18 protein-coding genes and 1 tRNA gene are annotated in these 22306 nt (G+C 53.9%); 12 read left to right on the plus strand and 7 right to left on the minus strand.

The genetic code is table 11. The features are described 5' to 3' along the window. Window positions 1-5 precede the first annotated feature (5 nt). Together E6C51_RS18845 and E6C51_RS18850 are read right to left on the minus strand one after the other, a co-directional pair. Entirely contained in the window at window positions 6-1283 is a 1278-nt protein-coding gene (locus E6C51_RS18845; protein ID WP_190237137.1) for a polysaccharide biosynthesis/export family protein, read from the minus strand. Window positions 1284-1348: 65 nt separating this feature from the next. Further along, window positions 1349-2026: a sugar transferase gene (locus tag E6C51_RS18850; protein WP_190237138.1), complete on the minus strand. Its 678-nt coding sequence runs from the start codon at window positions 2024-2026 to the stop codon at window positions 1349-1351. A gap of 915 nt (window positions 2027-2941) precedes the next feature. Here E6C51_RS18850 and E6C51_RS18855 point away from each other — a divergent pair. Together E6C51_RS18855 and E6C51_RS18860 are read left to right on the plus strand one after the other, a co-directional pair. Further along, window positions 2942-3229 (plus strand): exopolysaccharide production repressor protein, encoded by a 288-nt coding sequence (locus E6C51_RS18855; protein WP_190237139.1) that lies wholly within the window; start codon window positions 2942-2944, stop codon window positions 3227-3229. A 280-nt stretch (window positions 3230-3509) separates the two neighbouring features. Then, complete coding sequence (locus E6C51_RS18860) at window positions 3510-4523, plus strand: glycosyltransferase family 2 protein (protein ID WP_190237140.1); 1014 nt, start codon at window positions 3510-3512, stop codon at window positions 4521-4523. Between the two features lie 155 nt (window positions 4524-4678). Here E6C51_RS18860 and E6C51_RS18865 read toward each other — a convergent pair whose 3' ends face one another. The 4 genes from E6C51_RS18865 to E6C51_RS18880 form a co-directional block, all read right to left on the minus strand. Next, complete coding sequence (locus tag E6C51_RS18865) at window positions 4679-5638, minus strand: polysaccharide pyruvyl transferase family protein (protein ID WP_146937883.1); 960 nt, start codon at window positions 5636-5638, stop codon at window positions 4679-4681. A gap of 57 nt (window positions 5639-5695) precedes the next feature. After that, complete coding sequence (locus E6C51_RS18870; RefSeq protein WP_190237141.1) at window positions 5696-6655, minus strand: glycosyltransferase family 2 protein; 960 nt, start codon at window positions 6653-6655, stop codon at window positions 5696-5698. A 36-nt stretch (window positions 6656-6691) separates the two neighbouring features. Continuing rightward, window positions 6692-7525 carry a glycosyltransferase family A protein gene (locus tag E6C51_RS18875; protein WP_190237152.1) on the minus strand — a complete coding sequence of 278 codons (834 nt, stop codon included), beginning with the start codon at window positions 7523-7525 and terminating at the stop codon, window positions 6692-6694. 85 nt (window positions 7526-7610) lie between these two features. Beyond that, a complete protein-coding gene (locus tag E6C51_RS18880; RefSeq protein WP_146937929.1) occupies window positions 7611-9089 on the minus strand; it encodes a lipopolysaccharide biosynthesis protein in 1479 nt (492 codons plus the stop codon). A gap of 672 nt (window positions 9090-9761) precedes the next feature. Between E6C51_RS18880 and E6C51_RS18885 the strand changes: the two genes are divergently transcribed. From E6C51_RS18885 to E6C51_RS18930, 10 genes are all read left to right on the plus strand, one after another. Continuing rightward, the gene (locus tag E6C51_RS18885) at window positions 9762-10889 is read left to right on the plus strand and encodes an acyltransferase family protein (protein WP_230987459.1); all 1128 of its coding nucleotides are present in this window, start codon (window positions 9762-9764) and stop codon (window positions 10887-10889) included. A 1-nt stretch (window position 10890) separates the two neighbouring features. Beyond that, the gene (gene exoK, locus E6C51_RS18890; RefSeq protein WP_190237142.1) at window positions 10891-11685 is read left to right on the plus strand and encodes an endo-1,3-1,4-beta-glycanase ExoK; all 795 of its coding nucleotides are present in this window, start codon (window positions 10891-10893) and stop codon (window positions 11683-11685) included. 53 nt (window positions 11686-11738) lie between these two features. Continuing rightward, window positions 11739-12989: a glycosyltransferase family protein gene (locus E6C51_RS18895; protein ID WP_230987461.1), complete on the plus strand. Its 1251-nt coding sequence runs from the start codon at window positions 11739-11741 to the stop codon at window positions 12987-12989. Next, window positions 12979-14004: a glycosyltransferase family 2 protein gene (locus tag E6C51_RS18900; RefSeq protein WP_190237143.1), complete on the plus strand. Its 1026-nt coding sequence runs from the start codon at window positions 12979-12981 to the stop codon at window positions 14002-14004. The genes E6C51_RS18895 and E6C51_RS18900 overlap by 11 nt, the downstream gene beginning before the upstream one ends. Next, window positions 14001-14936 carry a glycosyltransferase gene (locus E6C51_RS18905; RefSeq protein ID WP_190237144.1) on the plus strand — a complete coding sequence of 312 codons (936 nt, stop codon included), beginning with the start codon at window positions 14001-14003 and terminating at the stop codon, window positions 14934-14936. The genes E6C51_RS18900 and E6C51_RS18905 overlap by 4 nt, the downstream gene beginning before the upstream one ends. Next, window positions 14933-15934, plus strand: coding sequence for a glycosyltransferase family 2 protein (locus tag E6C51_RS18910; protein ID WP_190237145.1), 1002 nt, complete (start codon window positions 14933-14935; stop codon window positions 15932-15934). Before E6C51_RS18905 ends, E6C51_RS18910 begins: the two co-directional genes overlap by 4 nt. Window positions 15935-15938: 4 nt before the next feature. Continuing rightward, window positions 15939-16844 (plus strand): UTP--glucose-1-phosphate uridylyltransferase, encoded by a 906-nt coding sequence (locus E6C51_RS18915; RefSeq protein ID WP_190237146.1) that lies wholly within the window; start codon window positions 15939-15941, stop codon window positions 16842-16844. A 177-nt stretch (window positions 16845-17021) separates the two neighbouring features. After that, the gene (locus tag E6C51_RS18920) at window positions 17022-19361 is read left to right on the plus strand and encodes a polysaccharide biosynthesis tyrosine autokinase (protein ID WP_190237147.1); all 2340 of its coding nucleotides are present in this window, start codon (window positions 17022-17024) and stop codon (window positions 19359-19361) included. 206 nt (window positions 19362-19567) lie between these two features. Then, the gene (locus tag E6C51_RS18925; protein ID WP_190237148.1) at window positions 19568-21247 is read left to right on the plus strand and encodes an FAD/NAD(P)-binding protein; all 1680 of its coding nucleotides are present in this window, start codon (window positions 19568-19570) and stop codon (window positions 21245-21247) included. Beyond that, the gene (locus E6C51_RS18930; RefSeq protein WP_190237149.1) at window positions 21244-22044 is read left to right on the plus strand and encodes an MOSC domain-containing protein; all 801 of its coding nucleotides are present in this window, start codon (window positions 21244-21246) and stop codon (window positions 22042-22044) included. Before E6C51_RS18925 ends, E6C51_RS18930 begins: the two co-directional genes overlap by 4 nt. A 158-nt stretch (window positions 22045-22202) precedes the next feature. Here the strand turns inward: E6C51_RS18930 and E6C51_RS18935 are convergent. After that, window positions 22203-22279: transfer RNA gene (locus tag E6C51_RS18935), tRNA-Met, on the minus strand. Between the last annotated feature and the right edge of the window lie 27 nt (window positions 22280-22306).

A 22306-nucleotide genomic window follows, 5' to 3' on the forward strand; every position in this document is an offset into this window, starting at 1 on the left:
ATGCCTCATCGCATGGCTTGTTGAGACAGTTTCACCGTCACTTTCACCACATCACCGGGCAACACTACCGTGTTTTCGGTGGCGGCGATTTCGGTTGGCTTGCCGTCCTTGTCGCGAACAATAGAGTACGAGACGTTTGAGCCGTTCTCGCCATCTTTTGCCGCCGCACTTTCTGCCGATTGCAGCAAGGCATCACTCATCAGGCTTTGCTGCGTTGCCAGTTTGAGCGCCCGCTCTTCAAGCTGTGCTTCTGTGTCTTGCAGTTCCTGCGCCAGTCTTGCATCCCAGGCATTGCGCGTGGTTGTCTCGTCCTGCTGGGCTTTATTGAGATCCTGCTTGGCCTTCAAGGTGGCGGTATCAATGTCAAGAAGCCCTGACTGGAGATCAGACACCTGCTGCTCAACCGCCAGGCGCCGCGAACTCAGCGCCAACCCCTGCTCGCTGAGGTTATTGACCTTGTCACGGTCTTCTTCCACCATCGCAAGCTGGCGAGTCTGGGTTTCGAGCTTCTTGCCCAAGGCGTCGATTTGCGCCGTCAACAACGTCTTCAAATCAGCAAGAGACGATAGCGTCACCTTGAGATTGGTGCGCTGCGAATTCATCAAGGCGGTTTCCGATTCGACAAGCTGTTTGATATCCGGGATTTTTTTAAGATCGTCGGTGATCTCGATTTCTGGCTTGTTGTTGATCTGGGCCAGAATGCGCGCCCGCCGCACCAACAGGCGATTGCGGTTGGACACCAGCACAGAGCCTTCGCCCTGCGCCTGAATGAAATTGCGGGCAAACTGTCCGGTTTCCGCGCGCTTCAATCCGCCAGCAACACTCAACGCTTTCAACACCGTCATGCCCGGCGCATAGGGAAACTCGCCGGGATTTTGCACGGCACCGGCCATATAAACCGGGCGATATTGCGAAATTTCCACCGATGCCGATGGACGGTCACTCAGACCAAACAACTGCTGCATCTTGAGGCCAATTTCACTGGCAACCTCTGCTGTGGTTTTGCCCGATGCTGGCAATTCACCAATAAACGGCAGCGATACAGTGCCAGAGGCGCTGACAGAGTAATCTCCGCTGACAGCGCTCCAATCACGCACGGCACCTTCTGCCGTTTGCCACTCTGCAACCCGCACACGGATCTTGTCCATCACCCCAAGATGATAAGCATCCGCAAACGCAAAGGCGGGCGACAGGACAGATAAAAAGCCCGCGAGGGCAAGAGAAGATACGTTCAATCTACGCCTGGAGGACTTTCCTCCTCCGGCAATCATTTCAGCCTTCATGGCAAATCCTAAGCACTGTTTTTGTCGAAGAAAGCAGAGCGTGATGCTCTGCCCATACCGCAGTGTTAATAGCTGCCGCGAGACATGCACACCGCTGGAACGGTCCGCATGATGATCAGAAGATCCTTGGTGATCGACCAATTCTTGACATACATGGTATCCATGGCAACACGGGTTTCGTATGACACATCATTGCGACCGCTAACCTGCCAAAGACCTGTGAGGCCGGGGCGCGTTTGCAGATAATAAAACGCTGATGCCTCGTACATTTCCAGCTCATCTTCAACCACCGGACGGGGTCCGACAATGCTCATCTCGCCCTTTATGATATTGAGAAGCTGGGGCAATTCATCAAGGCTGAGTTTGCGCAACACGGAACCCACGGCGGTCACGCGTGGATCATTTTGCAACTTGCGTGTTGTGCGCCATTCTTCATAGGCTTCGGGGTTGTTGCGCAAGTAATCTTGCAGAACTTTTTCGCCATTTTGCACCATGGTGCGAAACTTCATGCAGCGAAATTCCTGGCCATTGTGGCCTATGCGGCGATGACCATAAAACACACTCCCACCATCGGTGAACTTCACCATGGCAGCAATCATCAGAAAGAGCGGGGAGAAAACAACCAATGCAATGCAGGCGATAAAAATATCCAGACTTCGTTTCGCTGCACCACCAATCGGTTGGGAAGCCGATGTGGCGGCATTAAAAAACGGCGAATTGGCCGATCGTGTCGCGGACTTCATAGAGGAGCCTCCATTTACGTGGGCGATTGGGTCGGGCCCCGGCGGGGCGCGTCCGTATTCATTGCCACAGTGTGTGGTGAGAATTTGTCCTTCGCAATCCCCCCTCCACAAAACATTCCAACGATAGGAATCATAGAGATTGCCATATGTTTGAGATTATAGTAAAAAAAATCCTAATATAAGTATTTCTGTCGCTCTGAATTATAAACTTCGTAAATTTGAATTGATAATATCATTAACCTTTCCCAATTGGTAACCTTTGTTATTCAAAAATTTCCGCCTTGTTCATGGCTTCACATAAATTTGATAGAACTTTCATAGATCGATATCTGGCAGCGAGCAAAGTTCAGACAACTGTTGCATCGCATCATTATATTGCGTCGCACATTTAAAATTACCTATGTCTAATATTGTAACAATTTGTGATAACTTCCGCATGCCCGAACACCGCCCCTATGCCAGGCGCGATCAGCGAAACCATGCCCCCAAGCCATGCCCTAACAATGCCAAAAACCAAGAAAAGTCCGGCAGGAATCAGCTTTTACGGAAACGGATCAGATCTGTTGCGCGCGGGAAAACCGATGAATTTCGTCTCCCGTCGTCACACCATCAAAAAGGCAAGGCACCCAAATTAGATAGCAGATTGAGCGTGTTACAATCTGCCGTTTGCCCTTGGACATTGGTCAGTCTGATATAAAATCCGCAGAGCATCCATTCAAATTCAAGATAAATTGAATCATCTGTGTAACGGTATGGAAAGTCTCTTGCGCTATGGAAAGCAATCTATGCGCAGAACCACTGAAGAGAACGCTTCAATATTGTAAGACACAGACAAGACCACTATGGTAAAGTGGCCTTGAGGAGAAAGCGCAAACAATGATTGACAGACGAACATTTTGGGGGAGGCTCTGAACCATGCATGCGCCTAAAGTCTTCTTCAGTATGATTGGAGCGCTGCTGGTTTTTGCGGCCACAACTTATTATCTGTCTGGTTCCCTCTCCGACACAATCATCAAAACGATCATTGCTGCCATCGTTGTGCAGGTGGGATATTTTGCGGTGATTGTTTATTATGTTGCCAAGGAAGCAAAGGCGAGAAAAGCAGCGCTTGGCAAGCAGGAGCAGCCACGCCCATCGCCGCAGGACGCGAACAAAGCTCCCGGCCTTCCCGAGACCAATCACACCGTCATTCGCAACGGTTGAGATAATCTGTTTGCACCTTGTCTCTTTTCAGCCAATATAGCCATGTAGGCGTTAGAGCGCACGGAGCGATTTGCTCCCGTGTGTCTGCCTCGTCTGTTGGGATGTCATAAGTTGGTCGCGATGCAACGCGATAACCCATGAAAATCAACAGAAATGATGCACGTGAAAATTCGAATTTAACTTTCTCGATCAAGCGAAATTCGCGGGCCTTGATGCGCCCTCAGCTGAAAAGTCACCGATGGGGCCTAAAGCTCAGGAGACCAGAATACGGGAGACCGTGATGACGCCCAATTCCACCGTATGCGTTATCATCGCTGCAAAAAATGCGGCAGCGACAATTGCGAGAGCCGTTCGTTCGGCCCTGGCAGAACAGGCGGTAACAGAGGTTGTCGTTGTTGACGATGGCTCGACGGATACCACAGGCGCAGAGGTTTTATCTGCCGATGACGGCACTGGCCGACTGAAGCTCATCCGCTTTGACCGCAACCGTGGCCCGGCGGCTGCGCGCAATCATGCCATTGAGGCCTCGACGGCCCCTCTTATCGCCATTCTGGATGCCGACGATTTCTTTCTTCCCGGCCGCTTCACCCACATTCTGGCCGAGGATCAATGGGATTTCATTGCCGACAACATTGTGTTCGTCAAAGAAGAAAGTGTGGGCCAGATCCGCAATGGCGTGCAAAAATTTCAACGGCAGGCGCGGCTGCTGGATCTCGAAGCTTTTATCACCGGCAATATTTCACAGCGCGGCAAACAGCGCGGCGAGATCGGTTTTCTCAAACCGGTGATGCGTCGCGAATTTCTCGACCGCCATCACTTGCGCTACAAGGAAGACCTGCGCCTCGGAGAGGATTATGACCTCTATGCCCGCGCACTGGTGGCCGGTGCCCGCTATAAAGTCATCCATAGCTGCGGCTATGGTGCCGTTGTGCGTCACGATTCCTTAAGCGGCAAGCACAGAACGGATGATTTGAAGCGGCTTTACGAGGCCGATCAGGCGATTCTCGCCAGTCATGCTTTGACCAACGCCCAGCGCCGACTTTTGGAGCGCCACGAAAAGCACGTGCGCGACCGCTATGAATTGCGTCACTTTCTGGATTTGAAAAATCAACGCGGCCCGCTATCCGCGCTGGCCTATGCCGTGAAAAACCCGCTGGCGGTTCCCGCCATTGTTGGCGGCATTGCCGCTGATAAAACTGCGGCACTTAAGGCAAAGCCTGCGCCCAAACATACCAGCGCACCGGCAACCCTTCGCTATCTTCTGCCCGCATCGCCAGAAACCGAACGGTCATAAAAATATCCCGCCTTATAGGCGGGATACGACATCTGACAAACAACACCGACAGCGCCGTGCGCCAAATATGGCGCACAAAGGACGCTGTAGCACTTTTAAGCTGCTGCATAATTTTCTCCTTAAATCCACTCCGATTTAAGGAATTATGCAGTAGCTTATGACGTCAGGCCGTAATCGCGGCGTACGCCTTCAATCACATCCATGAAACGGGCCTTGCGCTCTGCGAGTACCGAATCGCGGCTCAGTTGCGGTGTAGCGCGGCTGGCCTTTTGGAGACAAAGCATAGAGGGCAGCGCCAAAGAATGCTTGATCAGCCGGCGCAATGGCGTTTGGCGTGGGCCTCGTGCCTCTTGCACAGCGGCCTCATCGACCACGCGCGCGTTGGGATTTTCCGGTGCAGGTGCATAGGCTTCAAAGCGCATGCCCCAAAAATTGGCATTCTTCATTTTCGCCTCAGCCCGGCTGGAAATCGGGATCTGCAAGGGTCGATAGCGCACATCAAGAGTCGAGGCCCAATCATTCCATTTAAAGCTGTTGATGCTGGCTGAGGTGCTGACAGCAACCCACGGCACCCGAAACGCATCGGCCAAAATGGCACCATGCATCGATTCGGCGACGATCAATTCGGACTGGGCAATCTGGCGGATCACGGCTTTTGCCTCACCGCAGGGATCAATATAGTTGAGGCCTGCCTGAGCGGCAACCGATGGCCACATGCCAACAATGGCCGATTCCCAATGGGGCACAAAGCTCTTCTTATAGCGTTTTGGAAGGTTTTGAAATTCCGGCATCTCGGCCAGCATCACGGCCGGGTCAATAATACCTTTATCCGGCTCAAGACCAAGCTTTTGCGCCGTCAATGGTCCGCGCACACAGCGGATGTCCCATTCCTGCTTGACGCTCATATCCGGCAGGCTGCCGTATCCGAAGCCGCTGCCGATCACCAGCTTATGCTGGCCTTCGGGCAAAAGAGCACGGTTTAGAACCGTACCGACCCCGACCAGCAGGGTTTCAGGATGAACATCGCGCAAACCCGGCAGGAGAAAATCCCAAAGCCAAAGATTCAAATCGTCACCGAAGTTTCCATGGGCGGATTCCCAATAATAAGGCTGCATGACTGGTCCTTTGTGGCGATTGGTCAAAAGAGGGCTGCACGGTAAAGTCTTGGCGTATCAGCGCGAAAACTTACCCACGGCGAGAGAGAAAGCGCTTTGCATCAGGGCCGGATCACGCCGGAACCATCGAAAAAGCACCGAAAACTGAGGCATTTTGCCTCTTTTGGCCCGACCGGCCTGGCTCCAGAGCGCCTGCTTTCGCGCCACGGTCTTATAATCACGGATTGAAGCAATTTCGGCGGGCCTGTTGGCAAAGCGACGCTCCAATGTATCAAGCGCCACCCAGGTATTGAATTGTTGCTGGAGAAATTGCGGTGATGCGGCATCAATGCTGTGAAAGATGTTGACGCCCTCGCCGCGTACGGCACCGGCAGCATCGCATAGAATGACGCGCTTGGCCTCCAGAACACAATCACAGAAAAACAGAACATCTTCTGCCGCCAGCCGCAGCTCGGCTTCAAAGCGAATGTTCTCAAACAGCGGTCTGCCAATCACCATGCATGACAGATGCAGAAAGCTCCAGTTTTTCAGCATGACACTGGACATCTCAGGCAATTCAATCACCAAGGGATTGTCTTGCAGCATCGTGTTTTGCTCGGTCTTTTGCAGCTCGGCCATGCCGAAATGATAATAAAAATCATCCCCACCGCGAATAGACGCCCAATAGCAATCCGCGCCAAATTGCGTCATGGCCTCGTAGGCATTTTTGAGATGATCAGGCGTCCACTCATCATCCGAATCCAGAAAAGCCGCAAATTCACTGGTGGCGGGCACAGCGTCGAGGCCGGTGTTTCTGGCCCCTCCGGGACCACCATTTTTCTGGCGGATCACGTGAATGCGTGAGCGCTGTTCAGCGCCCAGCGGCTCCAGTTCCAGATCAATCGCGTAGGGGGATTCGTCATCCACCACCACAATGTCAAAGTCCTGAAAACTTTGAGCAAACACCGATTGCAGCGCCCGGCGCAAAATGCCCGGCTGTTTTTGGTAGAAGGGAATAATAACCGTTATTTTCGCCATATCCGCTCCTGGCCTCTATGAACTGATTTTGAATTGTTATCCGACATGGGCCGTAGACCGTTTGCGCCCCGGCAAGCCAAATTCCCGGCGCATGGCACTATCCACCACGCGCAATCGCCGCAGATTGTGCACCAGCTTGCGCACGTCTTTCAGTGTCTCACGACAAAAGATATGGGCGCGCAAAATACTGCCCGATTTGCTGTGGGCACCGGCGTGGCCGATGCGATAGACCGCGCCCCGAAACGGCAACGGCGAAAGCGGCTTGCCGCGCTCGGCCAGCGCATCGGCAATGCGCTTGTGGCTTCCCAGCATGGATTTGATAAATGCCTCAGAGCAATCTTCAAAACGTTGCGGCAACTCGTAAAGATCAGAGCGGATAATCAGAGATGTTCCGCAAAAATGGGCAAAATTGTCATAGCCCATCATCATCTGGCCGTCTTCATTCCAAAGAAAACCGAGGTTGATTTTCCATCCGTTCGCACCGCGATGTTGCGCGACATGTTCCACCAGCCGCGCACTGACAAAATCGTCGTCATCGACCACCATGAAATAATCGCTATCGGAGGCTGCCAGCATGCCGGACAGAATGCGCCGCCCCTTGTCCAGCCGCACGGCATCATAGCCGGCTTCCAGATTATCACGTTGCAGATCATAATGCGGATTTGGCCCAAAAGTGACGCGCTCTACAAAAAACCGCTCTGGCATCGGCGGCAGGCTTGCCCCTTCGTTTGCAACAATAACGCAGCGCCAATCATCATGGGTTTGTGCTGCAATGGACGCAATGGTCTGCGACAGGCGCGCGCACAACGCCCCCCAGTCACGGGCGTTATCCGGGTGTCGAACGGGAATGATAAAGGTCAACAGCATGATAATCTCACCCAAGTTGGTTGTTTCCGGCTGCCACGCCCCGTGAGAGCTGCGGCATCCTGGCCGGATGCAAGCGCATAGACAGGTTTCATGCGCTTTGGCGACGACGCAGAATTGTCTTGGCCAAAAACATCATCCTGTCACCGCACAACACCGCAATGATTGACAGATAAACCACCGCCCCAACGCCGATCTCGATCAGCAGCCGTGCAACCACCGACCAGTCTTGAAGCAGATGCCCCACGCCCAGCACCGCCGCCAGCATGACGAGATAGGCCGCCGCAGGCCGCAAAAACTGACCAAAATAGACCGCGATGCTCATATTGATAATGCGCGTCACCATCCACAATGTGATGGGCCAAAGGCAAAGCGTGCCCAGCATCAGGCCGATGGCGATCACCGTAATGCCGTAGGTGTAGAGGCAGAGCACCGTTGCGATGGTGACGACATTGCGCAGCAGTTGATAGTAGAACCACCAGTTTGACTTGCCCTGACTGGTGATCAGGGAGGCCTGAATAACACCGATACCACTCATCAGCCCAATCACGCAAAAGGCACGAACTGGCCAGATGGCAGGTGCCCAATGATCACCAAACACCAGCGGAATGGCATCATCGGCCACTGCCGCCAGACCCATGAAGGCCGGAAACGAAATCAAAGAGCAGCCAAATGTAGCCATCAGGAAGGCATCGCGCACCTTCGAGCGGTCATGTTGCAAGGACGACAACAGCACATGGGTGACTGGTGTCAGACCGCCCGCCACAACGCCGTTGATCATCTCGAACAAACGGCGTGAGAAATTGTAAAGCCCCAGCGCCGCCGGATTGATCAGAGAGCCAATAATCAGCTGATCAAGGCTCATGGCCGTCAAAAACCGATTGGCCGAGGCGAAAAGCCCGTAATGCAGCAGCTCTTTCAGGCTCGCAAGCTTGATGCGAAACCCCGGCAACCAGCCAGCGCCCCAAAAAGCCGCCGTGCAGCTGGCAATCGGAGCCGCAACCTGGGCAATCGCCAGTGACCAAAGACCAAAACCGGCAAAGATCAAGCTTATGCAAATGGTTCCGGAAATCAGCGTGGCAATGGCGGTGCGCACGGCCGCCAGATGAAAGGACATGGTGCGTCCAATCAGAGCATTGGGCACAATGGCGGTCATATCGAAAAATATTTTCAAACCGACCACCATCACCAAAGCGGTAATGGATTCCTGCCCCAGAGCGTTTGAGATAAACGGCGCGCTGAGCGCCAACACTGCATACAGAATGGCAGCGGACAGCAGCGCCAGCCAGAACACCGTATCAAGATGACTTTTGCGAATGGTTTGCTGCTGAATCAACGCTTCGCCAAAAGCTGTGGGGCCGATATTGGCCACAAAGCTGACAACGCTCATGGCCAAGGCCACCAAACCAAAATCATGGGGAGCCAGATAACGCGAGGTGATGATGAACACCGCGCTGTTCAACGCATTGGGAATCAACGTATCAAGCGCCGACCAGAACGCGCCGCGCACAGCGGCGCGCGAGCGGTTTTCTGTCAGATGTGCAAACACCACCTCATCGGTATCGGACATTTGCTCTTGTTCGTCAGGTCGCCAGATTTTCACAGATCAATCCTGTCCAAAGCAACTCACTTCTCATTCAAAGCGGTTCATAATGCTGGTGACTTCACCGCCGCCGCTGCACACTGAAAATCCGATCGGGGACAATCAATGAGGCGCTTTTCCGTTTCCCATCTCAGTTTACCATGATGGTAATGTTTGAGTGAACTTAGGGGAATGGTCGCTCAATTGGCAAGCAAAATTGTTGCACCTGCTCACTTTGAGTTTTTCGGAGCGCCCTTCCCCAACGGCGGCATCAATTGGGCGATATTTTGTCATCCATGGCACGAGGCTCGCGTTAAATGCATGGATTAGCGCTTATTTTGCGAAAATTTGCAGAAATATCACCTCTTATTTGCATAGCAGGCTCAAGCCATCAATTTTCATTTAAACGATTGAAATCACGGCATATTTGCAGAAAACCGTCGCAGTCATGCCGCTTGCGGTGAAACCAAGGGTGCAGATTTTTATGCAGCTTTGCGCCGTCCAAGGTGATTTTTTTGCTGCGCTGCCACATTTTTTAGTTCACATTACCACAATGGGAAGGTCGCCCTTGATGCGAAGAGCAGGTGCCTCAAATCACCTCGCCGCCGCATCCGCTCTGGGATCGCCCTTGAGACTGTCAGGACAGGAGAGACCCGCATCGTGAAGATCGATCAAGAGTTATCTGCCCGAATCAATATTGCACGGCTTTTGCTGATTGCCGGTATTGTCTTCGTGCATGTTCCTTTTGATCCGGAGTCCAATGCCTACCTCGGCCAATATGGTGCATTTGATGGCATGCGGGTTTTTCTGAACGACGTGCTCTTTCGTATTGGTGTGCCGTGCCTGAGCGCGATTTCCGGTCTTCTGTTGTTTCGCAAGGGGCTTGAGACGCTGAGTTATCGCAAAATCCTCAAGTCCAAATTGAGCAGCCTGTTTCTGCCCTTTTTGCTCTGGAATGCCGTGTTTCTGGCCGGTATCGCTCTTTTGCAAATCTGGGATTTCGGGCTCGGCTATTTCCCGGACATGTCGGATACATCCCTGCGGGAGCTGATTAATCTGGTTTTTGCCACAGAAACCATGCCCATAAACCTGCCTTTGTATTTCCTGCGTGATTTGCTGCTGTGCATTGTCATGGCACCCTTGATCGGCCTGTTGGTCAAGCGCTATCCGATCATCACTTTGTCGCTGCTGTTGCTCTATGCGGTGCTGCCGGTTCCAAATCTGATTTTCCTGAAGAAATCCATTGTCTTTGGATTTTCAACCGGAGCCGCCATTGCGCTGCATGGCATCAACATCAAAAAGCTGGATCGCTTTGCGCTTCCGATGATCTCTGCCATCGGGGTGTGCGCGCTGCTCCTGTTCATTGCCCTCTACAGCAATGGCATGGAGGACAGGCCTGTCTGGCTTCAATCTTTCGAAAAGCTGGTGGCGGTCATAGGCGGCCTCGGGGCATGGACCATGACCCGGCTGTTGCTGAATACCCGCTTTGGACAGGCCTTGGTACAGGCACCAAACGGCTTGAGTTTCTGGATATTTTGCACCCACTATCCAATCATGATGATGGCCTGGTTGGTGTGGGGCAAGATCAACATCGATTTTTATCCGCTGTTCTATGTGGCAGTCGTTCCACTCACCTTTTCGCTAGCGCTGACCTCGCACTACCTCGTGCAACAGTTTGCCCCACGCCTTTATGCCGTCACCACAGGACAGCGCACCACGTCTCGATCATCTGCAACAAGCCCCCAAATGACTGAGCGTGCGCGTTTAGTTCTCGGAAAAGGAGACTAATATGACCTACACCCCACATTTTCGGAGCATTTCGCGCTCAATCCTCGGCGTCTTCGCCGCCACGATGAGCTTCTCTGTTGCGCACGCCCAGCAGGGTCCGACCGGACAATCGTTCGTAGACACCTTCAAGACGCTGGATTCGGCCCGTTGGTATATTTCCGACGGCTGGAACAATGGCGCACATCAGAATTGCACATGGACCAAAAACAATATCAAGGTTGAGGATGGTCATCTGCAACTGACCTTCAACAATACACCCCTTAAAGAGCGCAAGTTTTCCTGCGCCGAAATTCAGACCAAACAGCGGTTTGGCTATGGCACCTATGAAGTGCGCATGAAAGCCGCCGATATTTCCGGTTTGAACTCTGCCTTTTTCAGCTTCATCGGCCCGGTCGATAAATCGCCTCACGATGAAATCGATTTTGAGATTTTGGGCAAGAACCTGAACGAGGTGCAGGTCAATCAATATATCTCTGCCAAGGGCGACAACGAAAAGCTGGTGCCTGTGCCGGGGGGTGCCAACAAAGCTTTCAATGACTATGCCTTCGTGTGGGAAAAAGACCGTTTGCGTTTTTACGTCAATGGCAAAATGGTGCAGGACGTCACCGATCCGGCCAAGCTTCCCTCCCATAGCCAGAAGATCTTCCTGAGCCTGTGGGGCACCGATACCCTCACCGACTGGATGGGGCCGTTTTCCTACACATCGCCCCAGACCATGACGGTTGAGCGCGTGGCATTTACGGCCTTGGGCGACAAATGCCAGTTCCCGACCTCGGTTGCCTGCAAGCTGCAATAAGCCATGCCATGGGCCTGACGGCCACTCTGCTTCCAAACTGACTTAGAGGATTTATGACCCTGCGTGTCCTTTACCTAGCCCATGACCTTGCAGACCCGGCCATTCGCCGCCGGGTGCTGATGCTGCGCGCCGGTGGTGCAGAGGTCATGCTGGCCGGGTTTCGCCGGGATGAAAACGCGCTGGCCGCCGTGGAAGGCGTTCAGCCGATCGAACTGGGCACCACATCTGACGGGCAATTTGTGCAACGGGCGGCCTCCGTCATCAAAGCCAGCCTGTTGGTGAAATCAAAGCTCGGTCATCTGCCCAGACCCGATGTTATCATTGCCCGCAATCTGGAAATGTTGAGTGTCGCGCACCGGGCACGCCATATCTTTGGAGCAGCGGTGCCCATGGTGTATGAATGTCTCGACATTCATCGGCTGATGCTGCGCAAGGATGTGATCGGCTCTGCCCTGCGCAGCCTTGAAGGGCGCTTCAGCCGCGATGCCAGCCTGCTGATCACCAGTTCACCAGCTTTTGTCGAGCACTATTTCAAGCCTCTGTCCGAAGTGGATCTTCCGGTCATGCTGTTGGAAAACAAAGTGCTTGATCTTGAAAACACGCAAAATCCCGCGCCGGTTTCACATAGGCCGCCAACCTCTGAACAGCCCTGGAAAATCGGCTGGTTCGGCGCATTGCGCTGTGCAAAATCGCTCAAGCTTTTGTCCGAATTTACCCGCGCCATGGATGGGCGCGTGGTGGTGGATATGCGCGGTCGTCCGGCGCATAGTGAATTTGACGATTTCGACGCACTGATTGCGCGCGAGCCTTATATTTCCTTTCATGGTGCCTATCGCAATCCAGAGGATCTGGCCGAAATCTACAGCCAGATCCACTTTGTCTGGGCGATTGACTTCTATGAAGAGGGTCAGAACTCCTCTTGGCTGTTGCCCAATCGATTGTACGAAGGTTGCCGCCACGCAGGCATTCCGATTGCGCTGAAAGGCACGGAAACCGCACGTTATCTCGATGGAAAAGCCATTGGTTTTGAAATTGGCGATGCAAGCGTTGCGGCCTTGACCTCGCTGTTTGAAAGCATGACGAGCGAGCGCTACCGCCAGGCAGTCGAGCATCTCAATACTCAGAACCCGCGACATTTCACATTAAACAAAAGCGATTGCGAGAATTTTGTCGCCCGGCTTGCGGCCCTTCCTGCCTCGCCCTCACGCTCGGTCATGGCGCGGCAAAAGCCAACCCGCTCCGGACCGGCAACAGGTTCAACCTCGACACCCCCAGCAACAAAGGTGAACGTTCATGATGGCTGACAAGCTTAAATCCGTACGATGCCTTATTGTGATCCCATGCCTCAATGAAGAAAAGCACATAGAAGGCGTGATTGCCAATCTGGAGCGCGCCCTTGTTGAGCTGGACGCCGACATCGTTGTCGCTGATGGCGGCAGCAAGGATGGCACGCAAGCGATTGTTTCAAAAATCGTTTCGCGCAATGCCAAGGTTCATCTGATCAACAATCCGGCTAAAATCCAGAGTGCTGCGGTCAATCTCGCTGTTGCCCAATTTGGTGATGGCTATGATTATCTGATCCGCATTGACGCCCATGGCACCTACCCGCAAGACTATTGCCAGACGCTGATTTCAGAGGCGCTGGAAACCAGCGCGGATTCCGTGGTGGTGGGCATGTTGACGGTGGGCTTTGGTACCTTCCAGAAAGCCACGGCGCTTGCGCAAAATTCCAAGCTGGGCAATGGCGGTTCACGTCATCGCGTCGGCGCAAAAAGTCATTGGACAGACCATGGGCATCATGCGCTGGTGCGGATTTCAGCTTTCAAAGCCATCAATGGCTATGATGAAACCTTTCGCCACAATGAAGACGCCGAGTTTGACTATCGGTTGAACAAGGCTGGCTTTCGCGTCTGGATGACGGCGGAAACCTCGATGACTTATTATCCGCGCTCCAGTCCGCTGCCACTGTTTCGGCAATATTTTGGCTACGGCCGGGGCCGCGCCAAGAATTTTCTCAAGCACAATTCCCGCCCAAGCCTGCGCCAGCTTATTCCGCTGACGGTAGCACCCGTGACGCTGTTTGCCCTGCTGGGCCTGATCAGCTGGCTTGCCGTCGTTCCCTTCATCCTGTGGGCCTTTGCCTGTATCGCCTATGGCGCGTGGCTGACGTTTGGCGCGCAAAAACCGCTGGGGCTTTTGGCCTCTGTGTCAGCCATGATCATGCATTTTGCCTGGTCGGCGGGCTTTTGGCGCGAGGTGCTGGATGTACGCTCACGCAAATCCCAGTCTCTTCACCCGCGTCAGGAGGTGACATCTTGACTCAAACAACCTCGAGCTTGCGGATCGATATTGGCATTTGCACCTTTCGACGGCCCGAGTTGAAGGCGGCCTTGTTGTCTTTGGCCATGGTGGATGTGCCTCAGAATGTGCGCCTGCGCGTGATCATTGCCGATAATGACCAAACCCCAAGCGCCCAACCGCTGGTCAATGCCCTTTTGCCAAATCTGCCATGGCCGGTGACTTACGTGCACTGCCCGGCTGGCAATATTTCCATAGCCCGCAATGCATGTCTCGATACCAGCGATGCCGATTTTCTGGCCTTTATCGATGATGATGAGACGGCGACTGAAAGCTGGCTTGCACAGCTTTTGACAATCGCCCAACAGACAAAGGCCGATGCTGTGCTTGGGCCCGTGCGGGCCGGTTATCAGGACAGCGCACCCGAATGGATGCGCAAGGGTGATTTCCACTCGACCTTTCCGGTGTTTGTGAAGGGAGAAATCCGCACAGGCTACACCTGCAATGTGCTGCTTGATCTGCGCTCTGCGCATCTTTCCGGCAGGCGCTTCAATCTGGCGCTTGGCAAAACCGGGGGTGAGGACACGGAATATTTCACCCATATTCATCGCTCTGGCGGCACCATTGCCTATGCGCCGGAAGCGCTGCTCTATGAAGCCGTGCCAAACCCGCGCGCCCGCTTTGACTGGCTGGCAAAGCGCCGCTATCGCATGGGGCAAACCCATGGCCGACTGGTGGCAGAAGGTGCTGGCACTTTGGGCAAAATCAAAAGCCTGATCATCACAGCCGCCAAAGCCGCATTTTGCTTCATCGCCGCACTGCTCGTGGTTTTTGCGCCCATTCGCCGCAATCGCTTTGTGTTGCGCGGCGTTTTGCATGTCGGAGCCCTATCGGGCATTCTTGGATTTCGTGAAATCCACCAGTATGGGGCGCTGGAGGCCGTTTCGCCATGAGCAGCCTGGTTCCGGATGTCAGTATTGTTATTGCGGCCTATAATGCCGCCGATACCATTGAGCGGGCGATTGAGAGTGCGTTGGCGCAGGTCAATGTCACCGTTGAAGTGATCGTTGCTGACGATTGTTCTTCTGATGACACCGTTGAGCGGGTTTTGGCCATCAAAGACCCAAGGGTGCATTTGATTGCGCTGGACAAAAACAAGGGACCGGGTGGTGCCCGAAACGCAGCCATTGCTGCCGCCAAGGGCCGATGGATTGCCGTGCTGGATTCCGATGACGTGTTCAAGCCCATGCGCCTGTTCCACATGCTGGAGCGGGCCAAAGAAGCGGGCGCGCAGATCGTGGTCGATAACCTCGACGTTATTGATCTCGATAACAATTGCCGAACCATGTTTCTGGAAGAGGCTTTGGCCCAGCGGGGGCAGATTGACCTTGCCAATTTCATTGCCTCCAACATCCTGTTTCGAAGCGAGCATAATTTTGGCTATATGAAGCCGGTTTTCGAGCGTGACTTCCTGCGCTCCAAAGGCCTTCAGTTTGACGAGAGCCTGCGCATTGGCGAGGATTATCTGTTGCTGGCCTCAGCCCTTGCGGAAGGCGGGCGCTGCGCCATCGTTCCCACAGCTGGCTATGTTTATTATATCCGGGCAGGTTCGATTTCGCGGGTGCTGCATCTTCATCATGTGGATGCCATGCTGGCCGCCGATCGTGGCTTTCTGCAACGCTATCCCTTGCAGGGTGAAGCCTTGGCCGCGCAAAAGAAGCGCACCGTCAGCCTGCATGAAGCCCATGCCTTCATCTCTTTGATCAACAGCCTCAAGGCGCGCTCGATATCGGGTGCAATCAAAGCAGCACTGACCAATCCGCGCGCCCTTCGCCACCTGCGCATGCCGATCATGATTCGTCTGAGACGCCTGCTAAAAGGCCGTCCCCAGACCAGAACTTCACCATCTCTGACAACAGGGGGCACCCAGGCCCCACTTCACAAAGGATAGCGACATGGATCTTCGCAAGACAGTTCGAAAAGCCGTTATTCCCGTTGCTGGCAACGGCACCCGGTTTTTGCCCGCCACCAAGGCGATGCCAAAGGAAATGCTGACAATTGTTGACCGCCCCGTTGTTCAATATGCCGTGGATGAAGCCCGCCGTGCGGGCATAGAGCACATTGTTTTTGTGACCAGCCGCAACAAACACAGCATTGAAGACCATTTCGATGATACGCCAGAGCTGATTTCAGCCCTGGAAAGCTCTGGCAAGATGAAACAGGTGAGCGAGCTGGAAGCCATGCTTCCCACCGCTGGCTCTGTGAGCTTTACCCGCCAGCAGGCCCCGCTTGGCCTTGGCCACGCCGTATGGTGCGCGCGCGATCTGATTGGCAATGAGCCCTTCGCCCTGCTGTTGCCCGACATGCTGTGCTATGGCGCGCGCGGCTGTATGGCCGGACTGATGGATCTTTACAGCGTCAGCGGCGGCAATGTTTTGGGCGTTGAGCAATGCGCCCCGGAAGAGGTTTCCAGCTACGGCATTGTTGCCAGAGGCGAGCCTGTGCAGCATGGCTTTGCGGTGACGGGAATGGTTGAAAAGCCACCGACTTCTGAAGCACCATCAAACTTCTACCTCAATGGCCGCTATATTTTGCAGCCGGAAATCTTTGACGTCCTGGCAAAGCAAACACGCGGCGCAGGCAATGAAATCCAACTCACCGACGCCATGCGCACGCTGGCAACCCGGCAGCCCTTTCATGCCCATCCTTACGCTGGCAAGACATTCGATTGCGGCTCAAAACATGGATTTATCGAAGCCAATGTGGCCTTTGCGCTCGACAGGGATGACATCGGTGATGCCGTATACGAATCCCTCAAGGAAATGGTCCTGATGCACGAAAACCGTATTCAAGCCGCGTGAGGCGGCATCCTCGAACTGTCATCAAGGCCTGATTCTGAATCAGGTCTTGCTGACCATTCTATACGTCTTCCAAGATCAACTGTCGGTTCGACAGAAGAGACGTCCAGCAACGTAATCGTGGCTGTGAAGTCGATATAACCAGACCAACATCTGCCACGAACAATGAAGAACAGCACCATGAATGAGAGAACTCTGCCCTTGAAAGCCGTTCTACATCGAGACCAGCCCGAAGCCGACTCCTTTATTGATCTGGACAGGCTGCTTGCAATTGCCGCCCGCCGTATGCGGATGGTGGCCCTTTGCGTGGCGCTTTTCGTGATGCTGGGGGTGCTCTATCTGCTCTTTACCACCCCTTATTACACGGCCTATACCCAGATCCTGCTGGATGATAATCTGTCGCGCTACACGGATCGCGACAACGCCCCGCAAGATGACCGCACACAGGCCGACATGCAGATTGCCAGCGCCATTGAGGTGCTGAAATCCAATAACATGGCCCTGCGCGTTGTGGATGAGGCAAAGCTTGCCGATGTGGACCTGATTACCGATCCGCCAAAATCGCTGATTGGCGAGGTCAAGGACGCGATCAGCTCTGTCAAAGGTCTGTTTATTTCCAGTCCGCAGCGGACACCAGAGCAAATCCGTCAGGGTCTGCGTGGCAAGGCCGCCGCCATGTTGCAGCAAAGCATCTCCGTTGAGCGCGTCATGCGCAGTGCGGTGCTGTCGATTTCCTATCGCTCGCCGGATCCTCGTCTGGCGGCAAAGGTCACAGAAGCCTATGCCAATGCGTTTTTGACCGATCAACTCAACGCCAACTTTGACGCCAGCGAACGCGCCACCCTTTGGCTGCAAGGCCGCCTCGACGATCTTGGCAAGCGCGCCCAACAGGCTTCGCTTGAGGTTGAAAAGTTCAAATCGGCAAACGGCCTGACCCAGACCGGCGGCGAACTGATGACCGAGCAGCAACTGACCGATCTGACCAAGCAATTGATTGTTGCACAGGCCGATGCGGCCAGCGCCGCAGCGAGGCTCAATCAGTTTAAAGCCATTGTGGAACAGGGTCCGCAAAATGCGGTCAAAAATGCCATTATATCCGGCCAAACCAACGCCAATCAAAACTTGCAGGATCTACGCACCCGCTATCTCGCGGTCGAAAAGCGCGAGCAGGAGGTTGTTGCCAACTTTGGTGCTGACCATCCGCAAGCCGTGGCGCTGAAAGCAGAAAAAGAGAATATCGGTCAGCAGATCTTTCAGGAATTGAAACAGCTGACCGCCAGCTACGCCAACGAATACGACGTGACAAAGTCGCGCGAGAAATCTTTGCGCGACAGCATCGACAAGCTCACAGGCACAAACTCGGAAGCCAACGTCGCCCTCGTTCATCTTCGCGAACTCGAGCAAAAGGCATCGGCGCTGAAAACAATGTATGCCGCCTTCCTCGGACGGTATGAGGTGGCAAGCCAGAGCCAGTCGCTGCCGGTGACCAAGGCACGGGTCATTTCGCAGGCGGGTGTACCCTCTTCGCCATCCAGCCCGCGCAAAACCATGGCACTTGCCTTGTCTGCCGTGCTGGGCCTGATTGTGGGGGCGGGGTTGGCCTTCGTTCAGGAAATGCAGGAACGCTACTTCCGTCTGGAGAGCGACATCCGATCCGTCTTGGGATTGAAATCGCTCGGCTACCTGCCCAGAATGGGGCCGCGGGCGAAAAAGCCCATGAACCCCAAGCTTCGCCGCTGGCGCAAAAAGGCACCCTCCGGTGCAACCGTTGCGCCACCCTTGAGCGAAACCCTGGGATTGGATCGCATGATGCGGACAGTGATTGATGCTCCGCGTTCTGCCTTCACAGAAACCCTGCGCAACACCAAACTGGCGATCGACGTTATGCTGCAAGGCCGTGCAAGCCGGGTGATTGGCATTGTCTCAGCCCTGCCGAATGAGGGAAAATCAACGGTCGCCGCCAACCTTGCGGTGCTGCTTGCAACAAGTGGCAAGAGAACCCTGCTGATTGACGCCGACTTGCGCAACCCAAGCCTTAGCCATCTGCTCAACCCGCCCGCCAAAACCGGGCTGATAGAAGCTGCTCTGGGGGATGCATCCTGGCAGGATTGCATTAAGGTGGATCAGGAAACACAGCTGGCTATTTTACCCGTTGCCCCCGGTGCTGGTGCCCGTTCCTTCGTCCATACCAATGAATTGATTGCTTCGCCGGGCATGAGCGCGCTTTTGGACAGCGTTCGGAAATCGTTCGACTATATTGTTGTTGATCTTGCGCCTATTGGTCCGGTTGTGGATGCCAAAGCATTTTCCCATCTGGCGGACGGCTTTGTCTGCGTGGTGGAATGGGGCAAAACCCCGACAAAGCTGGTGTCTGATCTTCTGGATGCCGAGCCTCAGATCAGCACTAAAGTTGTTGGCGTATTGCTGAACAAGACGGACATGCAGGAACTGGGCCGCTACAGCGATTTTGGTGGATCAGAGAAATTCAGAAATCAGTATAATAAATACTATGTCGAATGACGCTTGAACGACAGCGCCCTGCGCCACAAAAGGCGCTCGGCGCTGTCGCTACCCTCTATTACAGCGCCGTCCTCCATGTAGGGTGCACAAAGGCTCAAAGTAACACGTCTAATCTGCTTCATAATTTCTGCCGGGCACGGAACATATACCGCGCGAAAAACTTACACTTGCTGTGAGCCACGCGACAGAACGGGACGTTTCACCCCATGAGAAATAAAGTGTGCATTATAGGCTCTGGGCCAACAGGCATTTATACGCTTAAGCAGCTTTTACTCGCCGAAAATCCCCTCACGATTACAATTTATGAAGCCGAAGCGGAGGCTGGCAAGGGCACCCCTTATCTTCCCGGCATGAACGATCCGGCGATGTTGTCCAATATCCCCAGCATCGAAATTCCGCCGCTTCATGAAACGCTTGTGGAATGGCTGCGCGGTCGTCCAAATGATTATCTCAATGACCATGGCATTATCCGCGACGACATCCATGAACGGCAATTTTACCCGCGTCTCGTGCTGGGCGATTATTTCCACGCGCAGTTCATGAGCCTTGTTCTCATCGCTTCGCAACGCGGTCACCATGTCGAGATTTACCCGGGCCATCGCGTGGTGGATATCGCAGTCACGCCTGAAGGCATGCTGGTCACCGTGACATCAGAGAGAGAATTCAGTGCAATTTTCGATCACGTTGTTCTTGCCACTGGCCATCAGTGGCCAGCTGAAAAACAGAGCCAACCTGGGTATTTTACTTCCGTGTGGCCAGCATCGTCCTTGCAATCCATACGGGGAGGGCGTCTTGGGATTCTGGGAACATCGCTCAGCGCAATAGATGCGCTCATGACCGTTGCCACCTCCTGCGGCTCCTTTCTTTACGACGAAAAAGGTGATCTCACCTTTCAAATTTCTCTGGAGTTTGAAGACTTTTCGGCTGTGATGATGTCGCGCAAAGGCTTGTTGCCAGAAGCGGACTTTTATTGCCCGCTTCCCTATCTCGATCCAAGGATTTGTACCCGCCATGCCGTCCGCGCGCTGATTTCCCGCGGCTCGACAGGATTGCTCGACAACGTATTTGAGTTGTTCAAGCAAGAAATTATCATGGCGGACAAGCACTATGCCGCAGAAATCGGGCTTTCAACGCTCACCGTCGACACATTTGCGGATGCCTATTATGAGCGACGCGCCAACTCCGATCCCTTCGTGTGGGCCGCCCAAAATCTGGCAGAAGCCGAGCAAAATATAACAGCCAAATACACTGTGCCATGGCGCTACGCGATCATGATTACGCACGAAATTATCGCGGAAATTGTGCCGCACTTGAATGCGGTTGATTTTGCACGATTCAACAAATCCTTCAAAAACATCTTTATTGATGAATACGCGACTGTTCCCCATCTCTCCATCAAGCGCATTTTAGCACTCCACGCTGACGGGCGGCTCGAAATTCAAAACCTCACCGACGATTATGACATAATAACGAACAGCCAATCCCCTGGGGTAACAATTCAGACGTCTGGAGCGAGCCTGCGGTTTGACAATTTCATTGATGCAACCGGCCAAGGCCCGTTGTCGGCCGGTGAGCTTCCCTTCCCAACGCTGGTAGAGCAGGGCAACGTACAAGAGGCCCCGACTCAAGGCCCAATCGCCTTGCTCGATCGCGATGACGTGCCCGTTACAAAGCGCACAGGCGGTATTGATGTTGACGAGGTCTTCAGGGCGCGCGGGCCGGGAGGAATAACCAATAGGATATATTGTGCTGCGATCCCTTACCTTCTGCACAAAATGCCATTTGTGCAAGGCATCACCAGTGCAGCGGAAATCGGAGCCATTGTTGCGAAGGCAATCACCGAAGACCAGATGGAGGAGAGGAAACATGGGATAATGACCGCATGACAGCAAAACAAATGCTCTCAGACCCACAGTGCACCGGAAAGATCAAGCCTGTTGGACAGGTCTCGGAAATTTGGCGATATCCGGTAAGCTCAATTGGCGGACAGCAATGCCAGAATGTCGATATCACCGAAACGGGCATAGTTGGTGATCGGCAATTCGGGCTCTTCGACCCATCCACCGGCAAAACGGCATCGCCAGAAAATGATTCGCGTTGGCATCCGGCTTTGTTCCTGAGAGCAATCATAAATAGCGCTGGCGAGACCTACATCCATTTTCCCAATGGTGAGGCCTATCAGATATGCCATCCAGCAATCGGCCCTGAACTCAGCCGATACTTTGGGTTCAGTGTTGCGGTTGGGCGGTATAATAATGGGCAGTGGCCTGCGGCTGAGCAATTGCCAATGATCACCCATCGCTATCAGCCGTCCCCCCTGCATCTCATCACGTCCTCTTCACGAGAAAGGTTATCGGACCTGTTGTCGTCCAAGGAACTGGACGTGCGGCGATTTCGGCCCAATATCGTCCTGAACACCGGCGCTGAACCTGGCTTTTTGGAAAATGAATGGCTGGGACATACAATTCACGGCGTTGGGCTATCGATGCGGGCGACGGAACACACGAAACGTTGCGGCATGACAATGATTGCGCAGCCCGATATTGAGGCCGATGTTGAGGTTTTACGCGCAATTGTGCGCAACAACCGACGGTCATTCGGCATCTATTGCGACGTGGTGACGGCAGGTGGTCTGGATGTTGGCACTGAACTGGTACTAAAAACTAGCGCAGTAAGAGCTTGAGTCTTTGCCTGCTGCGGAATGCCAAAAAGCTCTCTTTGAGGACGTTATAGTCCGGTGCAACCAATATCACGGACGGGACTGTGGGTCGCATTTTGAATGATTTCGGCCCAAGAATCGAAAAACCCCGCAGGGTTTGCTACGGGGTTTTTTGTGATATTTGGTTGCGGGGGCAGGATTTGAACCTGCGGCCTTCAGGTTATGAGCCTGACGAGCTACCGGGCTGCTCCACCCCGCGTTATTGTTATCTGACGTTGGGCGGAAG

It is taken from the genome of Gillisella terrae (genome assembly GCF_004801395.1).
Lineage (GTDB): Bacteria > Pseudomonadota > Alphaproteobacteria > Rhizobiales > Rhizobiaceae > Allorhizobium > Allorhizobium terrae.